At 71.1% G+C, this 21,006-nt stretch carries 19 protein-coding genes; 16 read left to right on the forward strand and 3 right to left on the reverse strand.

Annotated elements, in window-relative coordinates; translation table 11 throughout:
* The first annotated feature begins 35 nt into the window (after nt 1-35).
* Entirely contained in the window at nt 36-602 is a 567-nt protein-coding gene (efp, locus tag JF597_RS12425; protein ID WP_046726575.1) for an elongation factor P, read from the forward strand.
* Between the two features lie 2 nt (nt 603-604).
* Entirely contained in the window at nt 605-1,039 is a 435-nt protein-coding gene (gene nusB, locus JF597_RS12430) for a transcription antitermination factor NusB (RefSeq protein ID WP_293993116.1), read from the forward strand.
* A gap of 61 nt (nt 1,040-1,100) precedes the next feature.
* Here nusB and JF597_RS12435 read toward each other — a convergent pair whose 3' ends face one another.
* Together JF597_RS12435 and bldD are read right to left on the reverse strand one after the other, a co-directional pair.
* The gene (locus JF597_RS12435; RefSeq protein WP_293993119.1) at nt 1,101-2,228 is read right to left on the reverse strand and encodes a hypothetical protein; all 1,128 of its coding nucleotides are present in this window, start codon (nt 2,226-2,228) and stop codon (nt 1,101-1,103) included.
* A gap of 298 nt (nt 2,229-2,526) precedes the next feature.
* The gene (gene bldD / locus JF597_RS12440; RefSeq protein WP_293993121.1) at nt 2,527-3,030 is read right to left on the reverse strand and encodes a transcriptional regulator BldD; all 504 of its coding nucleotides are present in this window, start codon (nt 3,028-3,030) and stop codon (nt 2,527-2,529) included.
* A gap of 253 nt (nt 3,031-3,283) precedes the next feature.
* Between bldD and pyrR the strand changes: the two genes are divergently transcribed.
* The 14 genes from pyrR to JF597_RS12510 all read left to right on the forward strand — a co-directional run bounded on the left by pyrR (nt 3,284) and on the right by JF597_RS12510 (nt 20,211).
* Nucleotides 3,284-3,883: a bifunctional pyr operon transcriptional regulator/uracil phosphoribosyltransferase PyrR gene (gene pyrR / locus JF597_RS12445; protein ID WP_293993124.1), complete on the forward strand. Its 600-nt coding sequence runs from the start codon at nt 3,284-3,286 to the stop codon at nt 3,881-3,883.
* An 85-nt stretch (nt 3,884-3,968) separates the two neighbouring features.
* Nucleotides 3,969-4,949, forward strand: a complete 981-nt coding sequence (locus JF597_RS12450) for an aspartate carbamoyltransferase catalytic subunit (protein ID WP_046726572.1) — start codon at nt 3,969-3,971, stop codon at nt 4,947-4,949.
* A 5-nt stretch (nt 4,950-4,954) separates the two neighbouring features.
* The gene (locus JF597_RS12455) at nt 4,955-6,241 is read left to right on the forward strand and encodes a dihydroorotase (RefSeq protein ID WP_293993127.1); all 1,287 of its coding nucleotides are present in this window, start codon (nt 4,955-4,957) and stop codon (nt 6,239-6,241) included.
* On the forward strand, nt 6,238-6,807 hold the full coding sequence (locus JF597_RS12460; protein WP_293993130.1) for a hypothetical protein: 570 nt from the start codon (nt 6,238-6,240) through the stop codon (nt 6,805-6,807). Before JF597_RS12455 ends, JF597_RS12460 begins: the two co-directional genes overlap by 4 nt.
* On the forward strand, nt 6,804-7,946 hold the full coding sequence (gene carA, locus JF597_RS12465; RefSeq protein ID WP_293993133.1) for a glutamine-hydrolyzing carbamoyl-phosphate synthase small subunit: 1,143 nt from the start codon (nt 6,804-6,806) through the stop codon (nt 7,944-7,946). The genes JF597_RS12460 and carA overlap by 4 nt, the downstream gene beginning before the upstream one ends.
* Nucleotides 7,939-11,247 (forward strand): carbamoyl-phosphate synthase large subunit, encoded by a 3,309-nt coding sequence (gene carB / locus JF597_RS12470; protein ID WP_293993136.1) that lies wholly within the window; start codon nt 7,939-7,941, stop codon nt 11,245-11,247. Before carA ends, carB begins: the two co-directional genes overlap by 8 nt.
* 157 nt (nt 11,248-11,404) lie before the next feature.
* Nucleotides 11,405-12,511: a quinone-dependent dihydroorotate dehydrogenase gene (locus JF597_RS12475; protein WP_293993138.1), complete on the forward strand. Its 1,107-nt coding sequence runs from the start codon at nt 11,405-11,407 to the stop codon at nt 12,509-12,511.
* Complete coding sequence (gene pyrF, locus JF597_RS12480) at nt 12,508-13,353, forward strand: orotidine-5'-phosphate decarboxylase (protein WP_293993142.1); 846 nt, start codon at nt 12,508-12,510, stop codon at nt 13,351-13,353. Before JF597_RS12475 ends, pyrF begins: the two co-directional genes overlap by 4 nt.
* 278 nt (nt 13,354-13,631) lie before the next feature.
* Nucleotides 13,632-13,955, forward strand: a complete 324-nt coding sequence (locus tag JF597_RS12485) for an integration host factor (RefSeq protein WP_003977346.1) — start codon at nt 13,632-13,634, stop codon at nt 13,953-13,955.
* Between the two features lie 60 nt (nt 13,956-14,015).
* Nucleotides 14,016-14,609: a guanylate kinase gene (gmk, locus tag JF597_RS12490; protein WP_293993169.1), complete on the forward strand. Its 594-nt coding sequence runs from the start codon at nt 14,016-14,018 to the stop codon at nt 14,607-14,609.
* Nucleotides 14,610-14,660: 51 nt separating this feature from the next.
* The gene (gene rpoZ / locus JF597_RS12495; RefSeq protein ID WP_005319902.1) at nt 14,661-14,933 is read left to right on the forward strand and encodes a DNA-directed RNA polymerase subunit omega; all 273 of its coding nucleotides are present in this window, start codon (nt 14,661-14,663) and stop codon (nt 14,931-14,933) included.
* Between the two features lie 73 nt (nt 14,934-15,006).
* Nucleotides 15,007-16,236, forward strand: coding sequence for a bifunctional phosphopantothenoylcysteine decarboxylase/phosphopantothenate--cysteine ligase CoaBC (gene coaBC, locus JF597_RS12500; RefSeq protein ID WP_293993219.1), 1,230 nt, complete (start codon nt 15,007-15,009; stop codon nt 16,234-16,236).
* Between the two features lie 239 nt (nt 16,237-16,475).
* A complete protein-coding gene (gene metK, locus JF597_RS12505) occupies nt 16,476-17,684 on the forward strand; it encodes a methionine adenosyltransferase (RefSeq protein ID WP_293993221.1) in 1,209 nt (402 codons plus the stop codon).
* 370 nt (nt 17,685-18,054) lie between these two features.
* Nucleotides 18,055-20,211, forward strand: coding sequence for a primosomal protein N' (locus tag JF597_RS12510; RefSeq protein WP_293993223.1), 2,157 nt, complete (start codon nt 18,055-18,057; stop codon nt 20,209-20,211).
* Nucleotides 20,212-20,297: 86 nt separating this feature from the next.
* Here JF597_RS12510 and JF597_RS12515 read toward each other — a convergent pair whose 3' ends face one another.
* Nucleotides 20,298-20,852, reverse strand: a complete 555-nt coding sequence (locus JF597_RS12515; protein WP_293993225.1) for a hypothetical protein — start codon at nt 20,850-20,852, stop codon at nt 20,298-20,300.
* Nucleotides 20,853-21,006 lie beyond the last annotated feature (154 nt).

Raw genomic sequence — 21,006 nt, forward strand, 5'->3', positions numbered from 1 at the left:
GGGTCGTCCACGTCAGTCCAGGAGATTCCGCAACCGTGGCTTCCACGAACGACCTCAAGAACGGCCTGGTGCTCAAGCTCGAAGGCGGCCAGCTCTGGTCCGTCGTCGAGTTCCAGCACGTCAAGCCCGGCAAGGGCCCCGCTTTCGTGCGCACCAAGCTCAAGAACGTGCTGTCCGGCAAGGTGGTCGACAAGACCTTCAACGCCGGCGTCAAGGTCGAGACGGCCACTGTCGACAAGCGCGACATGCAGTTCTCGTACATGGACGGCGAGTACTTCGTCTTCATGGACATGGACACGTACGACCAGCTGCACATCGACCGGAAGACCGTCGGCGACGCCGCCAACTTCCTGATCGAGGGCTTCACGGCCGTCGTCGCCCAGCACGAGGGCGAGGTGCTCTTCGTCGAGCTCCCCGCCGCCGTCGAGCTGACCATCCAGGAGACCGAGCCGGGCGTCCAGGGCGACCGCTCCACCGGCGGCACCAAGCCGGCCACCCTGGAGACCGGCCACCAGATCCAGGTCCCGCTCTTCATCACGACCGGCGAGAAGATCAAGGTCGACACCCGCACGAGCGACTACCTCGGCCGGGTGAACAGCTAACCGTGGCTGCCCGCAACACGGCCCGCAAGCGTGCCTTCCAGATCCTCTTCGAGGGCGACCAGCGCGGGGCCGACGTCCTGACCGTCCTCGCGGACTGGATCCGGCTCTCCCGGGACGACACCCGGCAGCCGCCGGTGAGCGAGTACACGATGCAACTGGTCGAGGGCTACGCCGAGCACGCCACGCGTATCGACGAGCTGATCGCCCAGTACGCGGTCGGCTGGACTCTGGACCGGATGCCGGTCGTCGACCGCAACATCCTGCGCCTGGGCGCGTACGAGCTGATCTGGGTCGACGAGACCCCGGACGCCGTCGTCCTCGACGAGATGGTGCAGCTCGCGAAGGAGTTCTCCACGGACGAGTCACCCTCGTTCGTGAACGGGCTCCTGGGGCGTCTGAAGGAGCTGAAGCCGTCACTGCGCCGGGACGGCGTCTGAGGCCCTCCGGGCGACGACAGCCATGACAGGGCCCGCGGATCCGTCCGCGGGCCCCTGGCGGCTACTGGCCCGCTCGCGGGGACAGCGCCCCGGCCGGACCGCCGGGCAGCGCCCGCGGAGCGCGTGCCGCCAGATCGATCGTGTGCAGCCGCGGCGGCAGCTCCGCCCGGCTGCGCAGGACCTTCCACCTCCGCAGCGACGCCGCCACGACGACCTCGGCCACCACGGACACGCCCGCGGGCACGCACACCACCACCGCGAGCAGCACGTCCCCGTCGAGCGGATGCCCCGCCTGCTCCCGCAGCACCCACTCGGGGTTGTCGCTCCCCAGGCCGTACGCGGTGATGTACCGCTTCTCCCTCGCGCCCTCCGCCGTGTACTCCACGGAGGGCTCCGCCACGCCGAGCGGTACCGACAGGGCGATCCGGAAGCTGCTGTTCCCGCCGGCCGCGCTCGCCGTGTCGGGGGACAGGGCGAGCGCCACGGGCGGCCGGGCACCGCCCGGTGCGTCCAGCTTGATCCCGATGCTCGCCTCCTTGAACGGCGCGGGATCGCCGTTCAGGTCCGGCCGGAACGCACAGCCGAACAGCCAGTCGCCGGCCTCGGGTTCGTTCATGAGGACGGCCAGCGCCTCGTTCACCGCGTTGAGGCAGCGTGCCCGTTCGTGCCCGCGGCTCAGGCCCGCAGCGCCGTAGAGAAAGGGCAGCGCCTCCAGCGCGGCGTCCACGGGGTGGGGCAGGGCGTCGAGGTCGTCGGGGTCCTCGCCGACGGGATCGGTACCGAACAGACGGCTGCGCAGCCGGCCGCGGAGCTGCCGCTCCCGGATGGCGAGGGCATCGTCCAGCACCGGCCCGGCGATGTGCGGATGGACCCGGAGGATCCCGGCCGCGAACATGGTCTCGGCCAGTTCGGCGAGGTCGCCCGACTGCCGGAGAGCGTCGATCTGTGCGTCGGCGACGGCACAGGCCAGCCGCAGCCGTCTGCCGCTGGGCCGGTCGACGAGGTCGAGCCGTACGGCCTCCACCAGCAGGTCGGCAGCCGACCACCAGGGGGAGCCGATGCCCCGGCCCCAGCGTTCCTCGGACAGGGCCATCAGCAGCCTGGCCACCAGGTAGCCCGTGGAGGGGATCCCGTGCCGGACATGGCGCAGGCCGAACCCCACGAGACGGTGCGCCTCGTCCTGGTCCACCGGCCACCCGGCGGACCGTATGTACTGCTCTGCCGCCTCCTCGCCGAGATGGCCCGCGTGCCGTCCCGGACCAGGGCCACCAGCGCGTCCAGCACCTCGTCCCGCTGGTCACTCACGGACATGACCACCCCCCGCTCCGTCATCGATGCAGCTCGCAGGATCGTGGCACACGAGGGGGCCACGGGAGACGGGAATCGGGCTGTCGGTTTTGTGCCGAGGGCGGCCGGACAACGCACCAGGGGCGGAGCCCATGGCCCCGCCCCTGGTAGAGACGTTTCTGCTCAGTCGTTCTTAAGGCTCAGGCCTCTTCGTGGGTGGCCACCGCGCGGCGGGCGTCCGCGTCCAGGACGCCCCAGCTGATCAGCTGCTCGGTGAGGACCGAGGGCGACTGGTCGTAGATGACGGCCAGTGTGCGCAGGTCGTCCTGGCGGATCGACAGCACCTTGCCGTTGTAGTCACCGCGCTGCGACTGGATCGTCGCCGCGTAGCGCTGCAGCGGTCCCGCCTTCTCGGCCGGCACGTTGGCCAGCCGCTCCAGGTCGAGGACCAGCTTCGGCGGGGGCTCGGCGGCACCGCCGGGGGTCGTGCCAGGCAGCAGCTCCTGCACGGGGACCCCGTAGAAATCCGCCAACTCTGCAAGGCGCTGTACGGTCACGGCACGGTCGCCGCGCTCGTACGAACCGACCACCACAGCCTTCCAGCGACCCTGGGACTTCTCCTCGACACCGTGGAGGGAAAGGCCCTGCTGGGTGCGGATGGCCCGGAGCTTGGCCCCGAGCTGTTTGGCGTATTCGCTGGACATATAGCTCCCCGGACACTGTGTCGACGCGGCCGGCCTTGGTTCCCGCCGCGCGGCTGGTAACTCACTGTGAGGTTACGCAGCGTTACTCTGCTGCGTCAAGCCGAATGGTCCGCACCGACTCTTCCGTGGTGGCGGCGACCGATTGGGCCAGGGGGGTGATCAGGGGCCTCTCGGTCACCTGCTACGGTGGATGGCGCAAATCCGACGTCCTTTAAGGTCCGTCCCGTGAGGCGGAGAAGGGGGTCCGTTTCGTATGGACAAGCAGGAAAAGCCCGACCAGCAGGAAAAGCCCGACGCCGCGGCGCAGGCTTCCGATGCGCGGCCCGTTCTCGAGGGCCCGGACATCGCGCGGGTCCTGACCCGCATCGCCCACGAGATCGTCGAGCGCGCCAAGGGCGCCGACGACGTGGTGCTCCTCGGCATCCCGACCCGTGGCGTCTTCCTCGCCCAGCGGCTCGCCGCCAAGCTGGAGCAGATCACCGACGGCAAGATGCCCGTCGGTTCGCTCGACATCACCATGTACCGCGACGACCTGCGCATGCACCCGCCGCGTGCGCTGGCCCGCACCGAGATCCCCGGTGACGGCATCGACGGCAGACTCGTGATCCTCGTCGACGACGTGCTCTTCTCCGGCCGCACCATCCGCGCCGCCCTCGACGCCCTGAACGACATCGGGCGCCCCCGTGCGGTCCAGCTGGCGGTCCTCGTCGACCGCGGCCACCGCGAACTGCCCATCCGCGCCGACTACGTCGGCAAGAACCTCCCCACGTCGTTGCGGGAGACGGTCAAGGTCCTGCTCGCCGAGGAGGACGGTCGCGACACCGTGCTGCTCGGCGCGAAGCCGACCCCGTAGCAGGTCGACGGACCCGCGCCACCCCGGTGCGCCCACGCCTGCCCGTAATCTCCCGATATGTGAACTTCCTTACGGAGCCTGACAGATGCAGCGTCATCTCATCTCGGCCGCCGACCTCACCCGCGACGACGCCGTCCTGATCCTCGACACCGCCGAGGAGATGGCCCGGGTCGCCGACCGGCCGATCAAGAAGCTGCCGACCCTGCGCGGCCGCACCGTCGTCAACCTCTTCTTCGAGGACTCGACCCGGACCCGGATCTCCTTCGAGGCCGCCGAGAAGCGCCTCTCCGCCGACGTCATCAACTTCACCGCCAAGGGGTCCAGCGTCTCCAAGGGCGAGTCCCTGAAGGACACCGCCCAGACCCTGGAGGCGATGGGCGTCGACGCCGTCGTCATCCGGCACGGCGCCTCCGGAGCGCCCTACCGGCTCGCCAACTCCGGATGGATCGACGCGGCCGTCATCAACGCCGGGGACGGCACCCACCAGCACCCCACCCAGGCTCTCCTGGACGCCTTCACCATGCGCCGCCGCCTGGTCGGCCGGGACGCCGGGATAGGGCAGGACCTGGCCGGCAAGCGCATCACCCTGGTCGGCGACGTCCTGCACAGCCGGGTCGCCCGCTCCAACGTCGACCTGCTGCACACGCTCGGCGCCGAGGTCACCCTGGTCGCCCCGCCCACCCTGGTGCCGGTCGGCGTCGAGCGCTGGCCCTGCGAGGTGTCGTACGACCTCGACGCCGTCCTCCCCAAGTCCGACGCCGTGATGATGCTCCGCGTCCAGCGCGAGCGCATGAACGCGGCGTTCTTCCCGACCGAGCGCGAGTACTCGCGGCGCTACGGCCTCGACGGCGAGCGCATGGCGAAGATGCCCGAGCACGCCATCGTGATGCACCCCGGTCCGATGGTCCGCGGCATGGAGATCACCGCCGAGGTCGCCGACTCCGAGCGCTGCACCGTCGTCGAGCAGGTCGCAAACGGAGTCTCCATCCGGATGGCCGTTCTGTACCTCCTGCTGGGCGGCAACGAACCCGCCGTCAGCCACGCCCGCACCACCGAGGAGAAGTAACACCCATGAGCAAGATCCTGATCCGTGGTGCGAAGGTGCTCGGCGGTGAGCCGCAGGACGTCCTGATCGACGGCGAGACCATCGAGGCGGTCGGCTCGGGGCTGTCCGCGGAGGGCGCGGACGTCGTCGAGGCCGCCGGCAAGCTGCTGCTGCCCGGCCTGGTCGACCTGCACACCCACCTGCGCGAGCCCGGTCGCGAGGACTCCGAGACCGTCCTCACCGGCACCCGCGCGGCGGCGAGCGGCGGCTACACGGCCGTGTTCGCCATGGCCAACACCTTCCCGGTCGCCGACACGGCCGGCGTCGTCGAGCAGGTCTACCGGCTCGGCCGGGAGCACGGCTACTGCGACGTGCAGCCCATCGGCGCGGTCACCGTCGGCCTGGAGGGCAAGAAGCTCGCCGAGCTCGGCGCCATGCACGAGTCGGCCGCCGGGGTCACCGTCTTCTCCGACGACGGCAAGTGCGTCGACGACGCCGTGATCATGCGCCGCGCCCTGGAGTACGTGAAGGCCTTCGGCGGGGTCGTCGCCCAGCACGCCCAGGAGCCCCGGCTGACCGAGGGCGCCCAGATGAACGAGGGCGTCGTCTCCGCCGAGCTGGGGCTCGGTGGCTGGCCCGCCGTCGCCGAGGAATCGATCATCGCGCGCGACGTACTGCTCGCCGAGCACGTCGGCTCCCGCATCCACATCTGCCACCTCTCCACCGCCGGCTCCGTCGAGATCGTGCGCTGGGCCAAGTCCCGCGGCATCGACGTCACCGCCGAGGTCACCCCGCACCACCTGCTCCTCACCGACGAGCTGGTGCGCTCGTACAACCCGGTCTACAAGGTCAACCCGCCGCTGCGCACCGAACGGGACGTCCTGGCGCTGCGCGAGGCCCTCGCGGACGGCACGATCGACATCGTCGCCACCGACCACGCCCCGCACCCGCACGAGGACAAGGACTGCGAGTGGGCCGCGGCCGCCATGGGGATGGTGGGCCTGGAGACCGCGCTGTCGGTGGTCCAGGAGACCATGGTGGACACGGGCCTGCTGACCTGGGCCGGCGTCGCCGACCGCATGTCCGTCAAGCCCGCGCGGATCGGACAGGCCGCCGGTCACGGCCGCCCCGTCTCGGCAGGCGAGCCCGCCAACCTCACCCTGGTCGACACGGAATACCGTGGCCTGGTGGACCCCGCGGGCTTCGCCTCGCGCAGCCGCAACACCCCGTACGAGGGACGCGAGCTGCCGGGCCGTGTCACCCACACGTGGCTGCGGGGCAAGGCGACGCTCGTGGACGGGAAGCTGACGTGACACCTCTGATCCTGCTGGCCGACGAGAAGAAGTCGGCCGCGGTCACCGACTGGTCCGCCCGCATCGGCTGGCTGGTCGGCCTCGCCCTGTTCGTCGCACTCGTCTACTGGCTGATGCGCGAGGGCTGGAAGTGGCGCGGCACCCTCCAGGGCGATCTCCCGGAGCTGCCCAGCGCGCCGGACGACCCCGGTGCCGTGAGACTGGCGATGAGCGGCCGCTACCACGGCTCCACCACCGCCGGACAGTGGCTGGACCGCATCGTGGCCCGCGGCCTCGGCTCCCGCAGCCGGGTCGAGCTCACCCTGACCGACGCGGGCCTGGACGTCGTACGCCCCGGCGCGACCGACTTCTTCATCCCCGCCGACGCGCTCCGCGAGGCCCTGCTCGGCAAGGGCATCGCGGGCAAGGTCCTCACCGAGGGCGGACTCCTCGTGGTGACCTGGCAGCTCGGCGACCGGCTGATCGACTCCGGCTTCCGCTCCGACCAGGCGGCCGAGCACACCGAGTGGGTCGACGCCATCAACTCCATGACCAAGACACCCAGCACGGAAGGCGCCGAACGATGACGACCTCCACCAGGGGAACCGGCAAGGTTCCCGCCGTACTCGTCCTGGAGGACGGCCGGATCTTCCGCGGCCGCGCCTACGGGGCCGTGGGGGAGACCTTCGGCGAGGCCGTGTTCTCCACCGGCATGACCGGCTACCAGGAGACCCTGACCGACCCGTCGTACGACCGCCAGATCGTGGTCGCCACCGCCCCGCAGATCGGCAACACGGGGTGGAACGACGAGGACGACGAGTCCAGCCGCATCTGGGTCTCCGGCTACGTCGTGCGCGACCCCGCGCGCGTGCCGTCCAACTGGCGCGCCAAGCGTTCGCTGGACGAGGAACTGGTCGCGCAGGGCGTGGTCGGCATCTCCGGGATCGACACCCGCGCCCTCACCCGCCACCTGCGCGAGCGCGGCTCGATGCGCGCCGGCGTCTTCTCCGGCGAGGCGATCGCCACCGATGCCGAGCTCCTCGCGCGCGTGCAGGCCCAGCCGCACATGAAGGGCGCCTCGCTGTACGAGGAGGTCGCCACCAAGGAGGCGTACGTCGTCCCCGCGGTCGGCGAGAAGCGGTTCACCGTCGCCGCCATCGACCTCGGCATCAAGGGCATGACCCCGCAGCGGATGGCCGAGCGCGGCATCGAGGTGCACGTACTGCCCGCGACCGCCACCGAGGACGACGTGTACGCCGTCTCCCCGGACGGCGTGTTCTTCTCCAACGGCCCCGGCGACCCGGCCACGGCCGACGGCCCGGTGGCCCTGATGAGCGCCGTCCTGGAGCGCAGGACCCCGCTCTTCGGCATCTGCTTCGGCAACCAGATCCTGGGCCGCGCGCTCGGCTTCGGCACCTACAAGCTGAAGTACGGCCACCGGGGCATCAACCAGCCGGTCCAGGACCGTACGACCGGCAAGGTCGAGGTCACCGCCCACAACCACGGCTTCGCCGTCGACGCGCCGCTCGACAAGGTCAGCGACACGAAGTTCGGCCGCGCCGAGGTCTCGCACGTCTGCCTCAACGACGACGTCGTGGAGGGGCTGCAGCTGCTCGACCAGCCGGCCTTCTCCGTCCAGTACCACCCCGAAGCGGCAGCCGGCCCGCACGACGCCGCCTACCTGTTCGACCGCTTCGTTTCCCTGATGGAGGGCCAGCGTGCCTAAGCGCACCGATATCCAGTCCGTCCTGGTCATCGGCTCCGGCCCGATCGTCATCGGCCAGGCCGCCGAGTTCGACTACTCCGGCACCCAGGCCTGCCGCGTGCTGCGCGCCGAGGGCCTCCGCGTCATCCTCGTCAACTCCAACCCGGCGACGATCATGACCGACCCGGAGATCGCCGACGCGACCTACGTCGAGCCGATCACCCCGGAGTTCGTCGAGAAGATCATCGCCAAGGAGCGCCCGGACGCCCTGCTGCCCACCCTGGGCGGCCAGACGGCCCTGAACACCGCGATCTCGCTCGACGAGAACGGCGTCCTGGCCAAGTACGGCGTCGAACTGATCGGCGCCAACGTCGAGGCCATCAACAAGGGCGAGGACCGCGACCTCTTCAAGGAGGTCGTGGAGGAGGTCCGCAAGAAGATCGGGTACGGCGAGTCCGCCAAGTCCGTCATCTGCCACTCCATGGACGACGTCCTCGCGGGCGTCGACGAGCTGGGCGGCTACCCGGTCGTCGTCCGCCCCTCGTTCACCATGGGCGGCGCCGGTTCCGGCTTCGCCCACGACGAGCAGGAGCTGCGCCGCATCGCCGGCCAGGGCCTGACGCTCTCCCCGACCACCGAGGTGCTCCTGGAGGAGTCCATCCTCGGCTGGAAGGAGTACGAGCTGGAGCTGATGCGCGACAAGCACGACAACGTCGTGGTCGTCTGCTCCATCGAGAACTTCGACCCCATGGGCGTGCACACCGGCGACTCGATCACCGTCGCGCCCGCGATGACGCTGACCGACCGCGAGTACCAGATCCTGCGCGACATCGGCATCGCCGTCATCCGCGAGGTCGGCGTCGACACCGGCGGCTGCAACATCCAGTTCGCGGTCAACCCCGAGGACGGCCGGGTCATCGTCATCGAGATGAACCCGCGCGTCTCGCGGTCCTCGGCGCTCGCCTCCAAGGCCACCGGCTTCCCGATCGCGAAGATCGCCGCGAAGCTGGCCGTTGGCTACACCCTCGACGAAATCCCCAACGACATCACGCAGGAGACCCCGGCCTCCTTCGAGCCCACGCTCGACTACGTGGTCGTCAAGGCCCCGCGCTTCGCGTTCGAGAAGTTCCCGCAGGCCGACTCCACACTGACCACGACCATGAAGTCGGTCGGCGAGGCGATGGCCATCGGCCGCAACTTCCCCGAGGCCTTCCAGAAGGCGCTGCGCTCGCTGGAGAAGAAGGGCAGCCAGTTCACCTTCGTCGGCGAGACCGGTGACAAGCAGGCGCTGCTGCACGAGGCGGTACGGCCCACCGACGGCCGGATCAACACCGTCATGCAGGCCATCCGCGCGGGCGCCACCCCCGAGGAGGTCTTCGAGTTCACGAAGATCGACCCGTGGTTCGTCGACCAGCTCTTCCTGATCAAGGAGATCGCCGACGAGCTGGCCGGGGCGCCGGAGCTGACCGCCGACCTGCTCGCCGACGCCAAGCGGCACGGCTTCTCCGACCAGCAGATCGCCGAGATCCGCGGGCTGCGTGAGGACGTGGTGCGCGAGGTCCGGCACGCGCTGGGCGTACGCCCGGTCTACAAGACCGTCGACACCTGCGCCGCCGAGTTCGCCGCGAAGACCCCGTACTTCTACTCCTCCTACGACGAGGAGACCGAGGTCGCGCCGCGCGAGAAGCCGGCCGTCATCATCCTGGGCTCCGGTCCCAACCGCATCGGCCAGGGCATCGAGTTCGACTACTCGTGCGTGCACGCGTCCTTCGCCCTGAGCGACGCGGGCTACGAGACGGTCATGGTCAACTGCAACCCGGAGACCGTCTCCACCGACTACGACACCTCCGACCGGCTCTACTTCGAGCCGCTGACGCTGGAGGACGTGCTGGAGATCGTGCACGCCGAGCGGCAGGCCGGTCCGGTCGCGGGCGTGGTCGTGCAGCTGGGCGGCCAGACCCCGCTGGGCCTGAGCCAGGCGCTCAAGGACAACGGCGTGCCGATCGTCGGTACGTCCCCGGAGGCCATCCACGCCGCCGAGGACCGGGGCGCCTTCGGGCGGGTGCTCGCCGAGGCGGGCCTGCCGGCCCCCAAGCACGGCACGGCGACCACCTTCACCGAGGCCAAGGCCATCGCCGACGAGATCGGCTACCCGGTGCTCGTCCGGCCCTCGTACGTGCTGGGCGGCCGGGGCATGGAGATCGTCTACGACGAGACCCGCCTGGAGGCGTACATCGCCGAGTCGACCGAGATCAGCCCCACCCGGCCGGTCCTCGTCGACCGGTTCCTGGACGACGCGATCGAGATCGACGTCGACGCCCTCTACGACGGCGAGGAGCTGTACCTCGGCGGCGTCATGGAGCACATCGAGGAGGCCGGCATCCACTCCGGCGACTCGGCGTGCGCCCTGCCCCCGATCACGCTCGGCGGCTTCGACATCAAGCGGCTGCGCGCCTCCACCGAGGCCATCGCCCGCGGGGTCGGCGTACGCGGTCTGATCAACATCCAGTTCGCGATGGCCGGGGACATCCTCTACGTCCTCGAAGCCAACCCGCGCGCGTCCCGAACGGTTCCCTTCACCTCGAAGGCGACCGCGGTACCGCTGGCCAAGGCCGCCGCCCGGATCTCGCTGGGCGCGACCGTCGCCGAACTGCGCGCCGAGGGGCTGCTGCCGGCCCGCGGCGACGGCGGCGAGCTGCCGTTCGACGCGCCGATCTCCGTGAAGGAGGCGGTCATGCCGTGGTCGCGGTTCCGGGACATCCAGGGGCGCGGTGTGGACACCGTGCTCGGCCCGGAGATGCGCTCCACCGGCGAGGTCATGGGCATCGACTCCGTCTTCGGCACGGCGTACGCCAAGTCGCAGGCCGGGGCGTACGGCCCGCTGCCCACCAAGGGCCGCGCGTTCATCTCCGTCGCCAACCGCGACAAGCGCTCGATGATCTTCCCGGCGCGCGAGCTGGTCGCCCACGGCTTCGAGCTGCTGGCCACCTCCGGTACGGCCGAGGTCCTCAAGCGCAACGGCATCAACGCGACCGTCGTCCGCAAGCAGTCGGAGGGCGTCGGCCCCAACGGCGAGAGGACGATCGTCCAGCTCATCCACGACGGTGAGGTGGACCTCATCGTCAACACCCCGTACGGCACCGGGGGGCGCCTGGACGGCTACGAGATCCGGACGGCCGCGGTGGCCCGGTCGGTGCCGTGCCTGACGACCGTGCAGGCGCTCGCGGCGGCCGTGCAGGGGATCGACGCGCTGAACCACGGGGACGTGGGGGTGCGGTCGCTGCAGGAGCATGCGGAGCGATTGACGGCCGCGCGGGACTGAGAGGTCGTGGTTCGGCTGCGGGCCGGTCTCGGCTGGTCGCGCAGTTCCTCCCCCAGCCTTCGGCCGGGGGCACCCCCAGCGCCCCTGAAGGGGCGCTTGCCCAGCTGTCTATGAGGGGGGCACCGGATGTCGGTGTCCCCCTCGGCATGAGGACGTCATGTACAAGATCTTCTTCCAGCTCGTCTTCCGGCGGATGGATCCCGAGGCCGCCCACCACCTCGCCTTCCGGTGGATCCGGCTCGCCGCCCGTGTCCCGGTGCTGCGCACGTTCATCGCGGCTGCGCTGGCTCCCCGCTACAAGGAGCTGCGCACCGAGGCCTTCGGGCTGCGGATGCACGGGCCCTTCGGGCTTGCCGCGGGCTTCGACAAGAACGCGGTAGCGATCGACGGGATGTCGATGCTCGGGTTCGATCACGTCGAGATCGGGACCGTGACCGGTGAGGCACAGCCCGGAAATCCCAAGAAGCGGCTGTTCCGGCTCGTCGCGGACCGGGCGCTGATCAACCGGATGGGGTTCAACAACGACGGCTCGCTGACCGTGGCCGCGCGGCTGGCGACCCGCGAGCCCGTCTTCAGGACCGTCGTGGGCGTCAACATCGGCAAGACCAAGATCGTACCGGAGGCCGAGGCCGTCGGTGACTACGTGAAGTCGGCCGAGCGGCTCGCGCCGTACGCGGACTACCTGGTCGTGAACGTGTCGTCCCCCAACACGCCGGGCCTGCGCAACCTCCAGGCCACCGAGGCCCTCAGGCCGCTGCTGACAGGCGTCCGCGAGGCCGCCGACCGCGTGGCGGCCAACCGCCGGGTGCCGCTGCTGGTGAAGATCGCGCCGGACCTCGCCGACGAGGACGTGGACGCCGTCGCGGACCTGGCCGTGGAGCTGGGTCTGGACGGGATCATCGCCACCAACACCACGATCGCTCGCGAGGGGCTCGGGCTGCGGTCCGATCCCGCCCTGGTGAAGGAGACCGGAGGGCTCTCCGGAGCGCCGCTCAAGGCGCGCTCCCTGGAGGTGCTGCGGCGGCTGTACGCGCGCGTGGGCGACCGGATCACCCTGGTGGGCGTCGGCGGCATCGAGGACGCCGAGGACGCCTGGCAGCGCATCCTGGCCGGTGCCACGCTGGTCCAGGGCTACAGCGCCTTCATCTACCAGGGGCCCTTCTGGGGCCGCGCCGTCCACAAGGGCCTCGCGGCGCGCCTGCGCACCAGCCCGTACGCCACCCTCGCCGACGCGGTCGGCGCCGACGTGAGGAAGACCGTATGAGCCCGCTGGAGCCCTTCGGCGCGCGGCTGCGCCGCGTGATGGACGAGCGCGGTCCGCTGTGCGTCGGCATCGACCCGCACGCCTCGCTGCTCTCCGAGTGGGGTCTGAACGACGACGTGGCGGGCCTGGAGCGGTTCAGCCGTACCGTCGTCGAGGCGGTGGCCGACCGGGTCGCCGTGATGAAGCCGCAGAGCGCGTTCTTCGAGCGGTTCGGCTCGCGTGGGATCGCCGTCCTCGAGCGGGTGGTGGAGGAGGCGCGGGCGGCCGGGACGCTGGTCGTCATGGACGCCAAGCGCGGCGACATCGGCTCGACCATGGCCGGGTACGCGGAGGCCTTCCTGAGCAGGGACGCCCCGCTGTTCTCGGACGCCCTGACCGTCTCCCCGTACCTCGGCTACGGCTCGCTCAGCCCGGCCGTCGCGCTGGCCAGGGAGAGCGGGGCCGGCCTGTTCGTGCTGGCGCTCACCTCGAACCCGGAGGGTCCCGAGGTGCAGCACGCGGTGCGCGCCGACGGGCGTACGGTCGGCGCGACCGTGCTGGCCCATCTCGCCGCCGAGAACGCGGGGGAGAAGCCGCTGGGTTCCTTCGGCGCCGTCGTCGGTGCCACGGTCGGCGACCTGTCGTCGTACGACCTCGACATCAACGGTCCGCTCCTCGCACCGGGCGTCGGCGCGCAGGGGGCGACGGCGGCCGACCTCCCCACGGTCTTCGGGGCTGCGGTGCGCAACGTGGTTCCAAACGTGAGCCGAGGTGTTTTGCGTCACGGTCCCGATGTCGGGGCCCTGCGGGCGGCCGCGGAGCGGTTCGCGGGTGAGATCCGGGATGTCGTCGCAGGTCGGTGAGGGCTCCGACGGGACCCCGGTGACCGGTTCGGCGAGCACTTCGGCGCCCGCCCGATCGTGAATACATCCTCAAATCCGGGGCATTATGTCTGAAATGTCTGGCCTGACGGAGGCTGACCAGGACTTTTCCGCTGTTCTCGCTGACTCCGGCGGACTTGCCCGCTAGTCTCCGAGCAGAGTCAACGGGCAAGCGTGTTGCTCGTAGCTCCCCAGGTGTGGGGCGACTAGGTTCCTCACCGGTCCGTATCCGACAGTTCGACATCCGAGGTGACGTAGGCGTGGCTCTTCCGCCCCTTACCCCTGAACAGCGCGCAGCCGCGCTCGAAAAGGCCGCCGCGGCTCGCCGGGAGCGGGCCGAGGTCAAGAATCGACTCAAGCACTCCGGCGCCTCTCTTCACGAGGTCATCAAGCAGGGCCAGGAAAACGACGTCATCGGCAAGATGAAGGTCTCCGCCCTGCTCGAGTCCCTGCCGGGCGTGGGCAAGGTCCGCGCCAAGCAGATCATGGAGCGACTCGGGATCTCCGAGAGCCGCCGCGTGCGTGGTCTCGGTTCCAACCAGATCGCCTCCCTGGAGCGCGAGTTCGGCAGCACCGGCTCCTGATCACGGGGCCGTCCGGGAGAGCCGTCCCGGACGGCCTGCGATTGCTGGAATAATCGCTGCATGGCTGCAACATTCCGGGGGACGACCCCCGAGCCCCCGGACGATCGTCCGCGGCTGACCGTGCTCTCCGGCCCCTCCGGGGTCGGCAAGAGCACGGTCGTCGCCCATATGCGCAAGGAGCACCCCGAGGTATGGCTCTCGGTGTCGGCCACCACGCGCAAGCCCCGCCCCGGCGAGAAGCACGGCGTCCACTACTTCTTCGTCTCCGACGAGGAGATGGACAAACTGATCGCCAACGGCGAGCTCCTGGAGTGGGCCGAATTCGCCGGCAACCGTTACGGCACCCCGCGCGCCGCGGTCCTCGAGCACCTGGAGGCCGGTGTGCCGGTTCTCCTGGAGATCGACCTCCAGGGCGCCCGGCAGGTCCGCGAGACCATGCCGGAGGGCCGGCTGGTGTTCCTGGCTCCTCCTTCCTGGGAGGAACTGGTGCGCAGGCTCACCGGCCGCGGCACCGAGGCGCCCGAGGTGATCGAGCGGCGTCTGGACGCGGCCAAGGTCGAGCTCGCGGCCGAGCCGGAGTTCGACGAAACCCTGGTCAACACCTCTGTCAAGGACGTGGCGCGCGAGCTGCTAGCCTTGATGGACGTTGTGTGATCGTTGCTGATCATTCAGACTGAATCTTTCCCATCCATCGGAAGGCAGAGCGTGTCCTCTTCCATCACCGCGCCCGAGGGCATCATCAACCCTCCGATCGACGAGCTCCTCGAGGCCACCGACTCGAAGTACAGCCTCGTGATCTACGCGGCCAAGCGCGCCCGTCAGATCAACGCGTACTACTCGCAGCTCGGCGAGGGCCTCCTCGAGTACGTCGGTCCGCTCGTCGACACCCACGTCCACGAGAAGCCGCTCTCCATCGCCCTGCGCGAGATCAACGCGGGCCTGCTGACGTCCGAGGCCATCGAGGGTCCGGCGCAGTAGTACTTTCGTATTGCAGTTGACTTATCCACAGGCCCGGCAGCCGACTGCCGGGCCTGTGGTGTGTGATGGCGTCATGGATTCGACGAGTGGAGGCCCGGTGGGCAAGCCGAAGGTCGTGCTGGGGGTCAGCGGCGGGATCGCCGCGTACAAGGCCTGTGAGCTGCTGCGGAGGTTCACCGAGTCGGGCCACGACGTCCGGGTCGTGCCCACCGCCTCCGCGCTGCACTTCGTCGGCGCCGCGACCTGGTCCGCCCTCTCCGGCAACCCGGTCTCCACCGAGGTCTGGGACCACGTCGAGGAGGTCCCGCACGTCCGGATCGGCCAGCACGCCGACCTGGTCGTCGTCGCCCCGGCCACCGCCGACATGCTCGCCAAGGCGGCCCACGGCCTCGCCGACGACCTGCTCACCAACACCCTCCTCACCGCCCGCTGCCCGGTCGTCTTCGCCCCCGCGATGCACACTGAGATGTGGGAGCACCCGGCCACCCAGGAGAACGTGGCCACGCTGCGCCGGCGCGGCGCCGTCGTCATCGACCCGGCGGTCGGCCGCCTCACCGGCGTCGACACCGGCAAGGGCCGCCTCCCCGACCCGGCGGAGATCTTCGAGGCCTGCCGCCGCGTCCTCGCCCGGGGGGTGCGGGAGCCCGACCTGACCGGCCGCCACGTCGTCGTCTCCGCCGGCGGCACCCGCGAGCCCCTCGACCCCGTCCGCTTCCTCGGCAACCGGTCCTCCGGCAAGCAGGGCTACGCCCTCGCCCGGACGGCCGCCGCACGGGGCGCCCGGGTGACGCTGGTCGCCGCGAACACCACGGGACTGCCCGACCCGGCCGGCGTGGACGTCGTCCCGGTCGGTACGGCCGTACAGCTTCGGGAAGCGGTGCTGAAGGCGGCCGCCGACGCCGACGCGGTGGTGATGGCCGCCGCCGTCGCCGACTTCCGCCCCGCGGTCTACGCGGCCGGGAAGATCAAGAAGAAGGACGGCCAGGATCCGGAGCCGATCGTCCTGGTGCGGAATCCGGACATCCTCGCGGAGATCTCGGCCGACCGGGCGCGGTCCGGACAGGTGATCGTCGGCTTCGCCGCCGAGACCGACGACGTCCTCGCCAACGGCCGGACCAAGCTGGCGCGCAAGGGCTGCGACCTGCTCGTGGTGAACGAGGTGGGCGAACGCAAGACCTTCGGCTCCGAGGAGAACGAGGCCGTGGTGCTCGGCGCCGACGGCAGCGAGACGCCGGTGCCGCACGGGCCGAAGGAGGCTCTCGCCGACACCGTCTGGGACCTGGTGGCGGCCCGTTTGGGTTAACTTATTTCAGCCATATGTCAACTTTCCCGGACGCGACATTGCGGTGCGGGGGCTCTGGTCAAGGCCGCCGACCATTGGGCAGAATGCCCGTGCCGCAGGTCACAGCACTTCCGAGTGTCGAGACAGGTGGGCCGGCGGCCGAGTGCGACCGATAAACTGTTCTCGGACGACGCCCGGGTGCAGCCCCCGTGTCGTCCGCCAATGATCAGACAGCAGCCGCTGCAACCCCAGGGAGCGTTGTGTCCCGTCGCCTGTTCACCTCGGAGTCCGTGACCGAGGGTCACCCCGACAAGATCGCTGACCAGATCAGCGACACCATTCTCGACGCGCTGCTGCGCGAGGATCCGACCTCCCGGGTCGCCGTCGAGACGCTGATCACCACCGGCCTGGTGCACGTCGCCGGCGAGGTCACGACCAAGACGTACGCGGACATCGCGACGCTGGTCCGCAACAAGATCCTGGAGATCGGCTACGACTCCTCGAAGAAGGGCTTCGACGGCGCTTCCTGCGGCGTCTCGGTCTCGATCGGCGCGCAGTCCCCGGACATCGCCCAGGGCGTGGACACGGCGTACGAGAAGCGGGTCGAGGGCGACGAGGACGAGCTCGACAAGCAGGGCGCCGGCGACCAGGGCCTGATGTTCGGCTACGCGACGGACGAGACGCCGACCCTGATGCCGCTCCCGATCTTCCTGGCGCACCGCCTCTCCAAGCGCCTCTCCGAGGTCCGCAAGAACGGCACCATCCCCTACCTGCGCCCCGACGGCAAGACGCAGGTCACCATCGAGTACGACGGCGACAAGGCCGTCCGCCTCGACACGGTCGTGGTCTCCAGCCAGCACGCCTCCGACATCGACCTGGAGTCGCTGCTCGCCCCCGACATCCGCGAGTTCGTCGTGGAGCCGGAGCTGAAGGCGCTGCTGGAGGACGGCATCAAGCTCGACACCGAGAACTACCGTCTGCTGGTCAACCCGACCGGCCGCTTCGAGATCGGCGGCCCGATGGGCGACGCCGGCCTGACCGGCCGCAAGATCATCATCGACACGTACGGCGGCATGGCCCGCCACGGTGGCGGTGCCTTCTCCGGCAAGGACCCGTCCAAGGTCGACCGCTCGGCCGCCTACGCCATGCGCTGGGTCGCCAAGAACGTCGTCGCCGCCGGCCTGGCCGCCCGCTGCGAGGTCCAGGTCGCCTACGCGATCGGCAAGGCCGAGCCCGTCGGTCTCTTCGTCGAGACCTTCGGCACCGCCAAGGTCGACCACGAGAGGATCGAGAAGGCCATCGACGAGGTCTTCGACCTGCGTCCGGCCGCCATCATCCGCGACCTCGACCTGCTCCGCCCGATCTACGCCCAGACCGCCGCGTACGGCCACTTCGGCCGCGAGCTCCCCGACTTCACCTGGGAGCGCACGGACCGCGTGGACGCCCTGCGTGCGGCCGCGGGTCTCTGACCCCGCAACCGGCTTTCGCGAGGCCCGGTTCCCTTTCGGGGGAGCCGGGCCTCGGCATGTCCGGGGGAGTGGAAAACGGCTGGCCGACGGGACCGGGGGATCACTACGGTGACGTCGTCCCGGTGCGATGGCCGCGGTTACTTCCGTGGAGTGCGCCCACAGGCGCGCGGTGAAGCTGGTGTGTTCCGACCGCTGCCGGACTGACCTCGGGACACCGGCGCGCCCGGTGTTCGGGCCTTGGATCCTTTCTTCCAGGTGATGCCCACGCAGGTTCGAATCCTGCTGCCGGTTCCGGACCGCCACGGCGCTCCGTGGCCGGAGTGAACTCGGGCGGCGCCGGTTGTCAGTGACGTTTGGTAAGAATGCAAGGGTGAGCAGCGAGAACGAGCAGGGGGGCGGCGCCGGAGGGGCGCCGCCGGAGCAGCTCGCGCTCATCCGGGAGAGCGTGCGCGAGGCCAGGGCGCCCCGGGCCAAGCCGCGTACCTGGCGCGGGGCCGCGCTGGCCGAGCGGCTGCCGGTCGCGCGGGTGCTCGTGGACAAGGGTGTGCTCCACCTCGACCGCTACTTCGACTACGCCGTGCCCGCCGAGCTGGACGCCGAGGCGCAGCCGGGGGTGCGGGTGCGGGTGCGGTTCGGAGCCGGGCGGCACCGGGTGCGCGACGGGCGCCGCGAAGGCGGGGGGCTCATCGACGGCTTCCTGGTCGAGCGGCTCGCCGAGTCCGACTACTCGGGGCCGCTGGCCGCGCTGGCCCAGGTGGTGTCGCCCGAGCCGGTGCTGAGCGAGGAACTGCTGCGGCTCGCACGCGCGGTCGCCGACCGGTACGCGGGGAGCCTCGCGGACGTGCTGCAACTGGCCGTGCCGCCGCGCAGCGCGCGGGCCGAGAAGCGGACTTCGCCCGAGCCGCTGCCGCCGCCGCCCGCGCCGGGCGCCGGCAGCTGGTCGCGGTACGAGCACGGGGCCGCCTTCATCGACTCGCTGGCCTCCGGCGGTGCCCCGCGCGCCGTCTGGAACGCCCTGCCCGGGCCCGGGTGGAGCGAGGAGATCGCCCGGGCCGTCGCCGCCACGCTCGCCTCGGGACGCGGCGCGCTCGTCGTCGTACCGGACGGGCGGGCCGCCGCACGGGTCGACGCCGCGCTGACCGGTGTGCTGGGCGAAGGACGGCACGCACTGCTCACGGCCGACGCCGGACCGGAGAAACGGTACGCGCAGTGGCTCGCCGTCAGCCGCGGGTCGGTGCGGGCCGTCGTGGGGACGCGGGCGGCCATGTTCGCGCCCGTGCGGGACCTCGGGCTCGTCGCGATCTGGGACGACGGGGACGACAGCCACAGCGAGCAGCACGCGCCGCAGCCGCATGCGCGGGATGTGCTGCTCCTGCGTGCGGCACTCGACAAGTGCGGGTTCCTGCTCGGGAGTTGGAGCTGCACGGTGGAGGCCGCGCAGCTCGTGGAGAACGGCTGGGCGCGGCCCCTGGTGGCGGGCAGGGAGCAGGTGCGGGTGGCCGCGCCGCTGGTACGGACGGTCGGGGACGGGGACCTCGCGCGGGACGAGGCCGCGCGGGCCGCACGGTTGCCGACGCTCGCCTGGCAGGCCGTCCGGGACGGGCTGCGCCACGGGCCGGTGCTGGTGCAGGTGCCCCGCCGGGGGTATGTGCCGCGGATGGCCTGTGCCCAGTGCCGGGCGCCGGCGCGCTGCCGGCACTGCGCCGGTCCGCTGGAGGCGCGGGACGCCGGGGCGCTGGGGTGCGGCTGGTGCGGGCGGGCGGAGAGCGACTGGCACTGCCCCGAGTGCGGCGGCTTCCGGCTGCGCGCCCAGGTGGTCGGGGCCCGGCGGACCGCAGAGGAACTGGGGCGGGCCTTTCCCGCCGTACCCGTGCGGACCTCGGGACGCGAGCAGGTGCTGGACACGGTGCCGGGCACGCCCGCGCTGGTCGTCAGTACGCCGGGTGCGGAGCCGGTCGCCGAGGGCGGCTACGCGGCGGCCCTGCTGCTGGACGGCTGGGCGATGCTCGGACGGCCCGACCTGCGGGCCGGTGAGGACGCGCTGCGCCGGTGGATCGCGGCGGGCGCGCTGGTACGGCCGCAGGCGGACGGTGGGACGGTGGTCGTCGTCGCGGAGCCGACGCTGCGGCCCGTGCAGGCGCTGGTGCGGTGGGACCCCGTCGGCCACGCGGTGCGGGAGCTCGCCGAGCGGGCGGAGCTGGGGTTTCCGCCGGTGTCGCGGATGGCAGCGGTTTCGGGGACGGCGGAGGCGCTCGCCGAGTTCCTCGGTACGGCCGGACTGCCGCCGGACGCCGAGGTGTTGGGGCCGGTTCCGGTGCCCGTGGTGCGGGCCGGGGCGCCTCGGCGGGCGGGTGCGCCGCCACCCGGGGAGCACTGGGAGCGGGCGCTGGTGCGGGTGCCGCCGGGGAGCGGGGCGGCGCTCGCCGCCGCCCTGAAGTCGGCTCAGGCCGCCCGGATGGCACGGGGGAGTGGCAGCGGGGGCGGGGAGGCGGTTCGGGTGCGGATCGATCCGCCGGACATTGGGTGAGCGGGCAGACGGCTGCCCTCCCGGATGCTTGCCGGGAGGGCAGGAGCGGGCGGGTCGGCCCTGGCCGACGTCAGCCGTTGCGTGTGTCAGCCGTTGCGCGGGCCGGGGAAGGCGGTCGGCCTGGCCTCGTCACGGAGGGCGGGGCTGCCCGCGGTCGGCTGGGTCGGCATGGACCGGGCGGCCGGGACCGTGGGCACCGTGGGCAGGCCGCCGCCGACGTTGATCGTGCGGGTGCCCGACGGTTCCGTGGACCGGTCGGGATCGGCCGTGGCCGTGGCCGTGGTCTGGGCCGCGGCGCGACGGGCGCCGTAACGGCGGTGCACCGCCTGCTTGGTGACTCCCAGCGCGGAGCCCACCGCGTCCCACGAGAAGCCGAGCGACCTGTCGAAGTCCACGGCGGCCGTGACCAGGGTTTCGACACTGTCCCGGAGTTCCTGGGCGAGACGGACGGTCGGGGCGGGGGCGCGTCCGTAGACGACGAAGCCCGTGGACGGGCCGGATCGGCGCGGGCGGTAGACGTTGCCCAACTGGGCGGTGAGCGTGCGTAGTGCGTCCACTTGGCGGCGGACCCGCTCGATGTCCCGCACCAGCAAGTGCAGGCTGGCCCGGGCCTGGGCGTCGTGGGTTGCGTGGTCGGCCATGAACAAGCCTCTCGAACCGGCGTGAAAGGAATGGGCCGCGCATGCGGCCCGTTGTGGTCAACTCTCTCTTGACCAACGCGTGGGCGCTCCGCTGGTCACGGTGTGGGGGCGTATGGGCATATGCGTACGCCGTACGGCGGGGCGCACCACCGGG

Origin of the sequence: Streptomyces sp. (assembly GCF_019510245.1) — a bacterium.
Lineage (GTDB): Bacteria > Actinomycetota > Actinomycetes > Streptomycetales > Streptomycetaceae > Streptomyces.